Source organism: Pseudomonas sp. PS01299 (assembly GCF_029960145.1).
Lineage (GTDB): Bacteria > Pseudomonadota > Gammaproteobacteria > Pseudomonadales > Pseudomonadaceae > Aquipseudomonas > Aquipseudomonas putida_A.
This window is the reverse complement of the sequence record NZ_JASCPO010000184.1, coordinates 1-11,934: the sequence shown is the minus strand read 5'-3', so window position 1 is coordinate 11,934 and position 11,934 is coordinate 1. Positions and strand designations below refer to the sequence as shown.

Annotated in this window: 11 protein-coding genes and 1 pseudogene; 8 read left to right on the top strand and 4 right to left on the bottom strand. The window is 59.6% G+C overall.

All coding sequences use genetic code 11. The features are described from left to right. Window positions 1-100: 100 nt before the first annotated feature. Together QMX91_RS23620 and QMX91_RS23615 are read left to right on the top strand one after the other, a co-directional pair. Complete coding sequence (locus tag QMX91_RS23620) at window positions 101-1,402, top strand: HAAAP family serine/threonine permease (protein ID WP_115988185.1); 1,302 nt, start codon at window positions 101-103, stop codon at window positions 1,400-1,402. A 304-nt stretch (window positions 1,403-1,706) separates the two neighbouring features. Then, window positions 1,707-2,024, top strand: coding sequence for a DUF3509 domain-containing protein (locus tag QMX91_RS23615; protein ID WP_007968083.1), 318 nt, complete (start codon window positions 1,707-1,709; stop codon window positions 2,022-2,024). Here QMX91_RS23615 and QMX91_RS23610 read toward each other — a convergent pair. Both QMX91_RS23610 and QMX91_RS23605 read right to left on the bottom strand, forming a co-directional pair. Further along, a complete protein-coding gene (locus tag QMX91_RS23610) occupies window positions 2,021-2,521 on the bottom strand; it encodes a phosphate-starvation-inducible PsiE family protein (RefSeq protein ID WP_003221775.1) in 501 nt (166 codons plus the stop codon). The two genes, QMX91_RS23615 and QMX91_RS23610, sit on opposite strands and share 4 nt — an antisense overlap. Before the next feature lie 325 nt (window positions 2,522-2,846). Continuing rightward, a complete protein-coding gene (locus QMX91_RS23605) occupies window positions 2,847-3,566 on the bottom strand; it encodes an autoinducer binding domain-containing protein (RefSeq protein WP_027610892.1) in 720 nt (239 codons plus the stop codon). 155 nt (window positions 3,567-3,721) lie between these two features. On the opposite strand from QMX91_RS23605, the gene QMX91_RS23600 reads away from it, so the two are divergent. The 5 genes and pseudogenes from QMX91_RS23600 to QMX91_RS23580 form a co-directional block, all read left to right on the top strand. Beyond that, the gene (locus QMX91_RS23600; protein WP_027610891.1) at window positions 3,722-4,276 is read left to right on the top strand and encodes an acyl-homoserine-lactone synthase; all 555 of its coding nucleotides are present in this window, start codon (window positions 3,722-3,724) and stop codon (window positions 4,274-4,276) included. Between the two features lie 180 nt (window positions 4,277-4,456). Beyond that, complete coding sequence (locus tag QMX91_RS23595) at window positions 4,457-5,701, top strand: AfsA-related hotdog domain-containing protein (protein ID WP_027610890.1); 1,245 nt, start codon at window positions 4,457-4,459, stop codon at window positions 5,699-5,701. Continuing rightward, complete coding sequence (locus QMX91_RS23590) at window positions 5,698-6,846, top strand: NADH:flavin oxidoreductase (RefSeq protein ID WP_282413465.1); 1,149 nt, start codon at window positions 5,698-5,700, stop codon at window positions 6,844-6,846. Before QMX91_RS23595 ends, QMX91_RS23590 begins: the two co-directional genes overlap by 4 nt. A 13-nt stretch (window positions 6,847-6,859) precedes the next feature. Further along, a complete protein-coding gene (locus QMX91_RS23585; RefSeq protein ID WP_135294985.1) occupies window positions 6,860-7,630 on the top strand; it encodes an SDR family NAD(P)-dependent oxidoreductase in 771 nt (256 codons plus the stop codon). 189 nt (window positions 7,631-7,819) lie between these two features. Continuing rightward, a pseudogene (locus QMX91_RS23580) lies at window positions 7,820-8,059 on the top strand (YebG family protein); the annotation flags it as partial. 193 nt (window positions 8,060-8,252) lie between these two features. On the opposite strand, the gene QMX91_RS23575 reads toward QMX91_RS23580, so the two are convergent. Next, complete coding sequence (locus tag QMX91_RS23575; RefSeq protein WP_047597781.1) at window positions 8,253-9,272, bottom strand: Glu/Leu/Phe/Val dehydrogenase dimerization domain-containing protein; 1,020 nt, start codon at window positions 9,270-9,272, stop codon at window positions 8,253-8,255. Between the two features lie 172 nt (window positions 9,273-9,444). On the opposite strand from QMX91_RS23575, the gene QMX91_RS23570 reads away from it, so the two are divergent. After that, window positions 9,445-10,248: a transglutaminase family protein gene (locus QMX91_RS23570; RefSeq protein WP_027610885.1), complete on the top strand. Its 804-nt coding sequence runs from the start codon at window positions 9,445-9,447 to the stop codon at window positions 10,246-10,248. A gap of 183 nt (window positions 10,249-10,431) precedes the next feature. Here QMX91_RS23570 and QMX91_RS23565 read toward each other — a convergent pair whose 3' ends face one another. Beyond that, window positions 10,432-11,802 carry an aromatic acid/H+ symport family MFS transporter gene (locus QMX91_RS23565; RefSeq protein WP_282413464.1) on the bottom strand — a complete coding sequence of 457 codons (1,371 nt, stop codon included), beginning with the start codon at window positions 11,800-11,802 and terminating at the stop codon, window positions 10,432-10,434. Between the last annotated feature and the right edge of the window lie 132 nt (window positions 11,803-11,934).

The window sequence follows — 11,934 nt, the reverse complement described above, 5'->3', positions numbered from 1 at the left end:
GTGTTTTGTTTATTCGACACGGGCGTGCCCCGCGGGGGGGGCCCAAACTGGCGCCCCCCCAACCGTGAGCCCGAGCAAAAATAATAACGAGGCAAAAACGATGACCGATGTACGTACACCTGCTGCCGAAAATCCCGCTGTAGATCGCACACGCAACACCGAAATAGCCCACAAGGGCTGGAGCAAATCCGACACCACCTGGATGCTCGGTCTGTATGGCACCGCCATCGGTGCCGGCACTTTGTTTCTGCCGATCAACGCCGGTGTCGGCGGTTTCTGGCCGTTGCTGATTCTGGCGTTGCTGGCGTTCCCGATGACCTTTTTCGCCCACCGGGGCCTGACCCGCTTCGTCTTGTCCGGGCGTTCTGGCGACATCACCGAAGTCGTTGAAGAACACTTCGGCATCGGTGCCGGCAAGCTGATCACCCTGCTGTACTTCTTCGCGATCTTCCCGATCCTGCTGGTGTACAGCGTTGCACTGACCAACACCCTGAGCAGTTTTCTCGAACATCAATTGCACATCGCGCCGCCACCTCGGGCAATCCTGTCGCTGGTGCTGATCCTCGGCCTGATGGCGATCGTGCGCTGCGGGCAGAACGTGATCGTCAAAGCCATGAGCGTGCTGGTCTATCCGTTCGTCGCCGCGCTGCTGTTGCTCGGCCTGAGCCTTATCCCCAACTGGAACGGCGCGTTCTTCGCCAGCGCCAAGGAAGCGATGCCGCTGTCGACGTTCCTCAAGACCCTGTGGCTGGCGATCCCGGTGATGGTGTTCTCGTTCAACCACTCGCCGATCATCTCCGCCTTCGCGGTTGACCAGAAGCAGCGCTACGGCGCCGAGGCCGAACGCAAGAGCAGCGGCATCCTCGCCATGGCCCACGGGATGATGGTGGTGACGGTGATGTTCTTCTGCTTCAGCTGCGTGCTGGCGCTGTCGCCGGCGGATCTGGCGGCCGCGAAAGCGCAGAACATTTCGATCCTGTCGTACCTCGCCAACCACTTCCAGACCCCGGTCATCGCTTACGCCGCGCCGCTGATCGCGCTGGTGGCGATCACCAAATCCTTCCTCGGCCACTACATCGGCGCCAGCGAAGGCTTTCAGGGCATGATCGTCAAGAGCCTGCGCGGTCGTGGCAAGGTGATGTCGGCGAGCTGGCTGAACCGTGCGACCGCGCTGTTCATGATCCTCAGCTGCTGGGCCGTGGCGACGTTCAACCCGAGCATCCTCGGCATGATCGAAACCCTCGGCGGGCCAGTGATTGCCTGCCTGCTGTTCCTGATGCCGATGTACGCCATCCGCCGTGTGCCAGCCTTGCGCCAGTACTCGGGACAGGCGTCCAACGTGTTCGTGGTGCTGATCGGCCTGATTGCACTGTCGGCGATCATCTACTCGGTTCTGCCCTGAAACGGGCCACAAATGACAAAGGCGAGCCATGGGCTCGCCTTTTTTATGCCGTATCCATTGTCCAACAATTTTCCCGGCACAGCCCTTGCTATGACCTGTGCAGGAGCTGTCGAGTGCAACGAGGCTGCGATCTATTGATCTGCATGACGCACATCAAGACGCTGCAGAGCAAAAGATCGCAGCCTGCGGCAGCTCCCACCTAAAGCAACAACACAGGCCACGGAATCGCCGATGATCAGGTATTGCGAACCAACCCGATCACGGCCGGTCAACAACTGCACGTTCAATCAGGCGGTGACGCATCATGGACAACCCTTTTCAGATCATTACCGATGCCTTCGCGCCGGACTATCAGATCAACCTGAGCATTCAGGGGCTGGACGGCAGCATCATGCTGACCCTGTCGAACAGCGGCCGAATCGTCGCCAAACGGATGATCAGCGCCGAACAGCGCAACGATCCGGTACGGCTCAAGCGGCTGGTGCAAAGCATTCAGTTCGGCATCGCCATCGAACAGGGCCACAGCGCCATGGCGATCCTTGAAGCGATGACCAGCGGCGACGGGCTGCCTCCGCCACCGCAGCAGAGCAACGGCCAGCCTCGGCCGTCGATGGGGCTTTAAAGCTCGCCCTTCTCGATCTCGGGGTGTTCACCGGAGCCGGCGCCGAGCTTGCGTTGCGGTTTTTCGATCTTCACCGACGGAAATTGCGACGAGGCGTAACGCACCACCAGGATCGAGAACGCCAGCAGCAGAATGCCGCCGCACAGGTAGATGATGCCCATGTCCGGCGGGTTGTGGTGCGAGACGTTGGAGATCAGCAGGCGGGTCAGCGCAGTGATCGCCACGTAGATCAGGAAGCGCACCGGCATGTGGTTGGTCTTGAAGTAAATCCCGACCATCGCCCCCAGTTCCAGATAGATGAACAGCAACAGAATGTCATCGATCTTGATGTGGCCTTCTTCGAGCATGCCGAGAAATTCCATCACCGCCGCCCATGCGGTCACCGCACCAATGGCGAACAGCGCCAGGTAGTGGAAGGTCTCGACGAACAGGTTGCCCAGGGACTCGGCCAGTTGATGTACGTTTTGCCGCAGTTTCTCGGCCCAGTTGATTTTCACGATGATGTTCCTTAGCCCGATGCGAGCGGATGATGCCGGTTGGACGTGACGGTTTTCCGTATGCGCTATGCGCCATGCAGAAACGAGGCCACGCATCATGGCGAGCCGGCATGAAACCTGCGCCGTGGCGTTTGGTCGCACCGTTGAACAGGCACCGTCGACAGGAATGTTTGTGACGGTATAACTGAAGTTTCTTGATGAATTCGTTACGCTTGAAAAGGCATTAGCTTATAAATGAAATATTATTAATCGGGAAAATCTGTGAACTCGCGCACAAACACTCCGGTTATTCACCAGTTAGTTATCCAATAAATTATCAGGGTAATTATTTCCACAGCAGGCCCATCAGCGAAGCTTTAACTGCAGCGGCAATCTTGTTTTGGCAACCGAGTTTTTTCAGGCAATGATTAATATGGAAGTTTACTGTCCTTTTGCTGATACCGAGGATCACCGAAACATCGTCCGATGACTTTCCGTCAGCGGTCCATTGCAGGATTTCCTTTTCTCTCTGCGACAGTTCTATCGGCACCGGGAGCACCGAATCGGCGCCGCGCATCTGCAGGCGCGTCAGCCCCAGGTGAGTAATCTGGGCCAGCCAGGACAACTGTGCCTGTTTGGTTTCGAGTTCCTGCGCGGTGATCGTCCCGCTGCCCCGGGCAAAGGTCACCAGCCCTTGAGTTTCGCTGTTGAGCAGCGTCTGCCCCCAGCCCTCCGAGAGCCCGTGAGCCTGCGCATCCTGCCAGAATTCGGGCATCTGAGCCTTGAGTTCAGCGTCCCACAGCACCGGTTTCACGCTGCGCATTGCGCGCTGGACGTAAGGATCGATGTCCAGGTAACGATTGGCGGAATAGGCAGCTTGCCAGGCGGGCGAATAATTATTGGCGAGAAAAAGACAAGGTTTGGTGATGGGGAAAAGCCGGCGTGACCCGTAAGCCACATAATCAAACTCCAACTGCCTGGCGACGGTCTTGATACTGTCGAACAACAACTCGACATCCGTTGCAGACATGGCGTTTTCCAACAGTTCAGCCTGCCAATATGACATAGAGATTCCTTTCCCACAGTTAATGCTGTCGGCCTCTTGCCAACATGCCTAGCATATTTCCAAATGTTTCCGCTAGCTGTCAAGGGTGACAGGTAGTATGCGAGCGCAGTGTGCACTTTAATCGCCACCCAACCAATCACTAAACGGAATCTGTGATGGATTACTTGTCAGGACGTTATGACGAGTTGACGACACTAAAGCGTCAACGCTTGGCTCAATATCGCTATCAGGTGTTCGTCGAACGCCTCGGCTGGCAATTATCCACGCCGGACGATTTCGAGTTCGACCAATTTGATCACAGCGGCACTCACTACATTGTCGCCGAAGAGCACGACGGCAACATCAAGGGATGCGCCCGCCTGCTGCCCACCACCCAGCCGTATCTGCTGAGTGAAGTATTCACTTCGTTGCTCGGCGACAAGCCTGCCCCGTGCGGCGATGACATCTGGGAGCTGTCGCGTTTCACCTCACTTGACCTCGATGCCGAGGGCGGCAAAAACGAACAGATGATGTCCGACGAAAACACCGTTGGCCTGTTCATGGCCACACTGGAGTACGCCCGAACCTGCGGCGTTTCACATCTGGTGTCAGTGTCCCCGGTTGCCATCGGACGCCTGCTCAGACGTGGCGGCATCGACTACAAATGGCTGGCGCCGCTGCAGGTTCTGGACAACCGAACCCTGGGCGCCTGCTACATCACGGTGCAGTAACCCTGCCCGACACTCGATAACAAGAAAACAAGAAAACAAGAAAACAAGAAAACAAGAAAACAAGAAAACACATCAACTGAAGCTGCTGACACGCGTCGAGCAGCACCTTTCGGTGTGGGTCGATTTCACGCCATGGATAGCAACTGCCTTACAACCAACGTTCAACACAGAGGGATGATCATGATCGACATGCACAGGAAAGTTGCCAAAGACATCGTCCACAAGGGCCACGATGACGATGTGCTGATTTACGACGCTCACCACTTGCTGCCGGCCTGGCTGCCGGCCGCCATCGTGCAACGGGCGAACCTTGATCCAATGGATCTGGAGATCGTCAATCAGGCCTATCGGCTCGACAGCGAGCGTCTGGTGCTGCGCTCGCTGCCAACCATCATTGACCTGGAAGAGCTCGAACAGGCAGGCCTGTCGGACTGTCTGCCGGAACTGCTGACGAATTACGAAAAGGCCACCGACCACCTGATCCTCAGCGGCATCTGGGTGCTGGAAAGCACCGAGGCCAAACTGGCTCGACTGCCCGGTTGCGGCAACGGCCTGAGCCTCGATCAGCGCCGGCAGGTACATGATGTCCTGAAAAACCTGGACGGCTGCCCGCAGCAGGGTCTGCTCTATTTCACCCTGTTCAACGACACCGCCAATTACTTTTTCTACCGCAAGCACCACGAGCACGTGCCCGGCCTGATGCTGATCGAAGCGGCACGCCAGGCGATGTACGCGCAGTTCTACGAGCACAGCGGTTATGCCCGCGGTGAGGTGTCGATTTCCATCGTTGATCTGCTGTCGAGTTTTCCCCGTTACACCGAGTCTTCGTTTCAGGTGGATGTGCTGGTTGGCGACTACGAAGGCATGGCCCAGCCGCGGGCGCGCAAGGTCGACAAGCGTGCGCGATTCTTCCAGCGGGGCGAGCTGGTGGCCGACATTCGCCTGCACGGTGAAGTGATCAAGATGCCGGTGTTCAAGCGCATGCGCAATATCAACATCGACCCCGCCTGCTGGTTCCGTCCGCTCAAGGGCATCCGCCATGAAGTGCTGGTGCGCCTGGATTCAGGTCGTCACCTCTCCGCCCGTCTGGAGCTGCTGTCGATGGCCGGCCTGCAAGTGCAATGCGACAGTCCGCTTGAGGCCTCCGAGCGCGGACACGTCTACCTGTACCTGGAAAACGAAGGGATGATCAGCCTGCCGTTGCAATCGCTGCACGCCAGCGACGCGACAAAGGCCGGCACGCTCAAACTGCACCTGGCAGAGCTGGATTCGCCGTTGCGTTTCAAGTGGCGCGAAGTGCTCAAACAGTTCGCTTACTTCTCCCACGAAGAAACCGCCCCGGTTCCGGCGCCCGTCCTCGGCCAACCGTTGTGGATGACCTTCGACCAAGCTTCGGCGATGCCCGAACAAAGGAAGGAAGCATGATGCCGCGCTATCCCCACGTGCTGGAGCCCCTGCGGCTGGCCGGCGGGTTGGAGTTGCGCAATCGGCTGTTCTTCGCGTCGATGGGCGTGGACCTGGCCGATCACAGCGGGTGTGTGACGCCCGCCATGATCGAGTTCTATCAGGGCATCATGGAGGGCGGTTGCTCCATGGCGTTTCTGTGCAACGCCACGGTCTCGCCGCAATCGCGTTTACAGAGCACCGGGCTCGGCCTGTTCGAACAGCAGCAGGGCGAATCGCTCAGGGCGATGTTCGCCATGGCCGAGCAGGTCAACACGCCGGTGGGTGTGCAACTGCAGCATTACGGCGGTCAGGGCACCACCACCCACACCGGCGTTGCCGTGCTGACCCCGAGCGGCGTGCCCTGCCCGCGCGTGTCGAAACTTGATCCGGATTATCGCGTGCGGATCATGGACGAAAGCGACATCGCCCTGGTGATCGAGCAGTTCGCCCATTCCGCCTGGCTGGCCTGGACCAACGGCGCGCGTCTGGTGCAATTGCAGGCGTCCAACGGCTACCTGCTGAGCAGTTTTCTCTCGCCGCACACCAACAAGCGCACTGACCGATATGGCGGCAGCGAAGAGAACCGTGCGCGACTGTTGCTCGACGTGGTCAAGGCCATCCGCGAGCGCACCCAGGGCCAACTGATCGTCACTATTCGTCTGGGCATCGACGACCGTCTGGGCGCTGAAGGGCTGCAATATCCGGACCTCAAGGAAACCGTGCAGGCGCTCTGTCAGGCCGGCGTTGCCGCGCTGGAATGTTCGATGTGCATGGGCGCGACCTTCGGCCAGTTGATCGTGCATTCCGAGACCATGGACCACTACCTGCAAGCCGGAGTGCGGGCGATCAAGTCGGTGTCGACAGTGCCGGTGGGTTACGCCGGTTTCATCGACGGTCTGGACAAGGCCGAGCAGTTGCTCGCCGACGGCGTATGCGATTGGGTGGGGATGTCGCGGGCGCTGTTTGCCGACAACGACCTGATCAATAAAACCCTGCAGGGCCGCTCCGCCGACATCCACAAATGTCGATGGGACAGCCAGTGCTTCAGTGACAAAAGCAATCCGCGACTGGATCGGGTGTATTGCTGCGTAAACCCGAAATATTTACGCCCCGCGTTGGCATAAGGAGATGCGACATATGTACGATTTTCTAGGAAAAGTCTGCCTGGTCACCGGCGGCACCAGCGGCATTGGCGAAACCGTCAGCGAACGCCTGATCAAGGCCGGCGCCGATGTGATCGTGTTCGGCCGGGACGAGGAAAAAGGCGCGGCGCTGGCCGATCGGCTGGGTGAACACTGCCGCTTTATCGCCTGCGATGTCGGTGATCCGGCGCAGGTCGAGCAGGCGTTCGCGACCATTCGTTCGGCCTACGGCCGCCTCGATTGCGCGTTCAACAATGCCGGCGTGACCGCCAAATACGGAGCGCTCGCGCAATCGTGCCCGGAGGACTGGATGAAGGTGATGAACATCAACGTCAACGGCACCTACCACTGCATGCGCCATGAACTGCAACTGATGCTCACCCGCGGCACCGGGGCCATCGTCAATACCTCGTCCTGCGCCGGCGTGGTACCGATTGGCGGCCAGGTCGCCTATGTCGCCAGCAAGCAGGCGATCAACGGCATGACCCAGGTGGCGTCGATCGAGAATGCGCGGCTGGAAGACGGCGGCTGCATTCGCGTCAATGCGGTCGCCCCGGGGCCGATCCTCGGCGGCATGAACAGCGAGGCACGCCTGAAAGCCGCACCGGAAAACACTCAGCGTAAAATCAACGTGACGTCGATGAAGCGCTTCGGCACGGCGGACGAAGTGGCCAACGCGGTGCTCTGGCTGCTCAGCGATCAATCTGCTTACGTCACGGGTGTGATCATGCCCATCGATGGCGGTTACGCCAGCGGTAAGTTCTGAAACCAAATAAACCAAACGACCCGCCGTGTGCGGGTCGTTTGGTTTGAGGCGCGTGAATCAGGAAAAACCCCGAATCCGGTCTACATTGAAAAGCCACTACCCAAAGCGCAGGGATTCGCTTATCCTTTCGCTGTATATAAATACAGTAGTCGCTAAGACAACTAAATGTGAAGGCATGTGAGGTGGTGAATGGCCGTCGAAGTGGTATACCGCAGCAGCCGAGATCTGGAGCGCTTGTTCATGGATAAAGCCGAAGCTGACCGTCATGACAAAATGCTCGAACTGGCCGAGATGCTGTCCGAAGTGTTGCAAAAAGCCGTGCCGTCGCTGAACGAGCAACAGGTTGAAGAAGTCGGGATCTACATGGCGAAGAACCGCGATGTGTTCGCCAAGGCCTTCAAGAGCCAGCCTGATGCGCTGTCGGAGCTGATCAATGCACCGGCAGAAGTAGTCGAAAAAGACGCAGCGGCTGAGCCGGAAGAAGCTCCAGTGAAGCCGGTTAAAGCGGCGAAAGCTGCCAAGTAACCACGTTTGAATCGAAAAGATCGCAGCCTGCGGCAGCTCCTACAGGGAATACGCATTCCATATGTAGGAGCTGGCGCAGGCTGCGATCTTTTGCTTTTCAGCGATATAGGACTTTCTCTGCCAACTCATCCGCTACCCGCGCTGGCGAACGCTTCTCGGCCTGCGCATGGGCAAACACTTCGGTCAGCCGCGAACTGATCTTCGACAGGTGCGCAGTAATTGTCCCCAGCTCTTCGCCGCGATGCTTGAGCGAGACATAAATCAACCCGCCCGCGTTGATCACATAATCCGGCGCATACAGAATCCCGCGCCGCTCCAGTTGATCGGCCACGTCCAGATGCGTCAGTTGATTGTTCGCCGAACCGGCCACCGCCGAGCAGCGCAATTGCGTCACCGTGTGACTGTTGAGCACCCCGCCGAGACCGCACGGCGCAAGGATGTCGCAGGGTGTGCTGAGCAAGGCGTCGTTGGCGATCGGATGCGCGTTGAGCTGTTCCATCGCCAGTTGCACCTTGCCGTGGTCGATGTCGCTGACCAGCAATTCGGCGCCTGCCGCGTGTAGCTGCTCGGCCAGTGCATAACCGACGTTGCCCAAGCCCTGAATCGCCACGCGCAAGCCTTCAAGATTGTCGCTGCCCAGCCGCGCCATGGCGGTGGCGCGAATCCCTGTGAACACGCCCATCGCCGCATGCGGCGCCGGGTCGCCGGCCGAGGTGGTGCTGGTGACGTGCTGGGTCTGCTGGGCGATGCAATCCATGTCCGCTACCGAAGTGCCGCTGTCGATGGCGGTGATGTAGCGACCGTCGAGCTGCTCGATGCAGCGGCCAAACGCTTCGAACAACGCAGCGCGGTTTTCCACATGCGCCGGGCGCACAATCACCGCCACCCCGCCGCCCTGATCGAGCCCGGCCAGTGCCGCCTTGTAGCTCATGCCCTGGGCCAGGCGAATGGCGTCCTCGACTGCGGATTCGTCGTTGGGATAGGCAAGATAACGGCAACCGCCCAGGGCAGGCCCGAGGCGACTGTTATGAATGGCAATGACCGCCTTCAACCCGGTGACCGGGTCAACGCTGAGGTGCAGCGATTCCAGGCGAGTGCTTTGCATGAGAGCGAACATCGGCAGGCTCCCGAATCACTTCTGGTAGACGCCAGTATAGGCTTGCGCCCAAAAATTGCTGAAGCGCACCGGAATAAGCGCCCGCTTCGACGGCGACTTTGCGGCATAACCTGGCCGGTACTGGACGAATGGCGCGGACGGGGCTAAAACGAGGCATTCCCCGGAGATTTCGATGAGTCCGCGCCAACGCTTTTTCGAGTGTCTGCACCGTTCACCGCCCGCGCTGTTCGAAGCGGCGCTGTGGATGGCTGCCGAGCACGAAAAAGGCCTCGATGTCGAAGCGCTGCAACAGGACTTCAAGGAGCTGCAACAGCGCGTCAGCTACGGCTTGCCGATGCTGCCAGTCAGCGAACTGGCGCAACCGTTGCTGCGGCGGTTGAATGATCTGGGCTTCTCTCAGGACGATTTTCTGCCGCTACGCCCACAGGTCGCGTTGTTGCACAAAGTGTTGCAGACCCGCCGCGGCCAGCCGCTGACCCTGTCCCTGATTGCTCTGGAACTGGCCCGTGGTCTGGAGATTCCGCTGGTCGGAGTGAACTTCCCCGGGCATTTCCTGCTGCGGGTACCCGGTGCTGATCACCTGCTGGATCCCTGCGGCGGTCGGCGGCTGTACCCCAATGACTGTCGCGAGTTGTTGCAACGTCAGTACGGCGCGCACCTCAAACTCAACGCTGACCATCTGGCCACCGCCAGCCCAGAGCAGATGCTCCAGCGCCTGTCACGCAACCTGCGGCAGTTGCATCTGGCGCATGAGGATTACATTGCCGCGCTGATCGATGCCGAACGCGTGCTGGAACTGGGCGGTGCCAGCGCCGCCGACTATCTGGCTCGCGCCAGCCTGTATCAACGGCTCGACTGTCCGAACGCCGAGCGCTTCGATCTGGAACATGCGCTGCTGCTCAGCGACGATCCGATCCAGCGCCTGCGCCTGACTGAGCGGCTTGGGCACCTGCCGCCGAATTCAGTCGTCCACTAATCCCTGTGTGGGAGCGAGCTTGCTCGCAAAGCGTGGTGTCAGCGATGAATGCATCGAAGCCTGAATCGCCTTCGCGAGCAAGCCCGCTCCCACAGGGTTCAGCGTGAACCCATTCTTCTGCATCACAACGATCCCTTGTGGGAGCGTGGCTTGCCCGCGAAGCAGGCGCCACCGATTTTCCTGTCAGACCGCGTTATCGTTCTTCGCGAGCAAGCTCGCTCCCACATTGGATTGCGGGATATCTGAAGGCGAACGCACCTGGATGATCAGCAGCGCCGCAATAACCGCCGGTATCGCGCAGAAGAAGAAAATCTGCGTCACCGGAATGTGCATCGCCAGCAGCATACTGCCGAACAGCGGCCCGAGGATCGAACCGAAGCGCCCGACCCCCAACGCCCAGCCAGTGCCCGTGGCGCGTACATGCGCCAGGTAGAAGTTGCTGGCGAAGGCGTTCAGCGTCAGTTGCCCACCGATGATGCAGAAACCGGCGGCAAACACGCAGGCCACCAGATAGCGCGGGTTGTCGTGGTTCAAGCCCAGCAGAATCGTGCACAGCGCCGCCCCGGCCAACACCGCGCAGAGCAGCCGCACCTTGCGTTTCAAACGGTCGGCGAACCAGGCCATGCACACCGCGCCCAAGGTACCGGCGAACAGGAACATCGAGGTCACCAGATTCGCTTCATTGAGTTTCAGACCGCTTTCCAGCAACAGCGTCGGCAGCCAGCTGATCATGAAATACAGCAGAATCAGGCTGACAAAAAACGTCGCCCAGATCAGCAGGGTCGGGCGCGCATAACCGTTGCGGAACAGCTCGACCACGGTCAGCTTGCTGCCCTGCTCGCGCTCGTTCTGTTCGACGGTCGCGGCCGGCGGTTGCCAGTCCGGCAGCATTCGCGCGGTGACTTTGCGCAGGCGCACATAGGGCGGTGCATCGCGCAGCAGACGTGGCAGCGATTCTGGCAGCATCCACCACAGGAACGGGAACAGCAGCAACGGCGTGACACCACCGGCAAGGAACACCGCTTGCCAGCCAAAGCGGTCGATGAAGCCAGCGGCGACAAAACCACCCGCCGCACCGCCAAACGAAAACCCACAAGCGGCCAGTGTCACCATCAAGGTGCGCAGACGCGGCGGTGAATATTCCGACATCAAGGCCATGGCACTGGGCATCGCACCGCCCATGCCGATGCCGCAGATGAAGCGCGCGATCATCAAGGTGTTCAGAGAATCGGCGAACACCATCAACACCGTCAGGCTGGCGTAGATCAGCACGCAGGCGAGCAGGATTCGCCGCACGCCGAAGCGATCGGCCAGCGGCGTCACCGCGAGCGAGCCGAGCGTGAGGCCCAACAGGTTGGCGCTGAAAACCGGCCCGAACGCGGCTTTCTCCAGCCCCCAGTCCTGAGCCAGGGCCGGCACCACGTAACCGAGCACCTGGGCGTCATAGCCGTCGGTGACCAGCAGCAAGGCGAGCAGGATCAGCAATAACCACTGATAGCGGGACACAGGACGGGCGTCGAGTGCCGCGCGAAAGCTGGCAATCTGGTTATGCATCGCAAGGTACCTGTTTTGTTTTTATGATTTTTTTGGCGGGCGCCGAATCTCCCCTGTGGGAGGGGCTTGCTCGCGAAAGCGGTGTATCAGTCAGCATCCCGGTACCTGACACTCCGCTTTCGCGAGCAAGCC

What these genes read in the sequence shown, in the direction of transcription:
- QMX91_RS23620 (WP_115988185.1), top strand. Translation starts at nt 101, where the DNA reads ATGACCGATGTACGTACACCTGCTGCCGAAAATCCCGCTGTAGATCGC.
- QMX91_RS23615 (WP_007968083.1), top strand. Translation starts at nt 1,707, where the DNA reads ATGGACAACCCTTTTCAGATCATTACCGATGCCTTCGCGCCGGACTAT.
- QMX91_RS23605 (WP_027610892.1), bottom strand. Translation starts at nt 3,566, where the DNA reads ATGTCATATTGGCAGGCTGAACTGTTGGAAAACGCCATGTCTGCAACG.
- QMX91_RS23600 (WP_027610891.1), top strand. Translation starts at nt 3,722, where the DNA reads ATGGATTACTTGTCAGGACGTTATGACGAGTTGACGACACTAAAGCGT.
- QMX91_RS23595 (WP_027610890.1), top strand. Translation starts at nt 4,457, where the DNA reads ATGATCGACATGCACAGGAAAGTTGCCAAAGACATCGTCCACAAGGGC.
- QMX91_RS23590 (WP_282413465.1), top strand. Translation starts at nt 5,698, where the DNA reads ATGATGCCGCGCTATCCCCACGTGCTGGAGCCCCTGCGGCTGGCCGGC.
- QMX91_RS23585 (WP_135294985.1), top strand. Translation starts at nt 6,860, where the DNA reads ATGTACGATTTTCTAGGAAAAGTCTGCCTGGTCACCGGCGGCACCAGC.
- QMX91_RS23575 (WP_047597781.1), bottom strand. Translation starts at nt 9,272, where the DNA reads ATGTTCGCTCTCATGCAAAGCACTCGCCTGGAATCGCTGCACCTCAGC.
- QMX91_RS23570 (WP_027610885.1), top strand. Translation starts at nt 9,445, where the DNA reads ATGAGTCCGCGCCAACGCTTTTTCGAGTGTCTGCACCGTTCACCGCCC.
- QMX91_RS23565 (WP_282413464.1), bottom strand. Translation starts at nt 11,802, where the DNA reads ATGCATAACCAGATTGCCAGCTTTCGCGCGGCACTCGACGCCCGTCCT.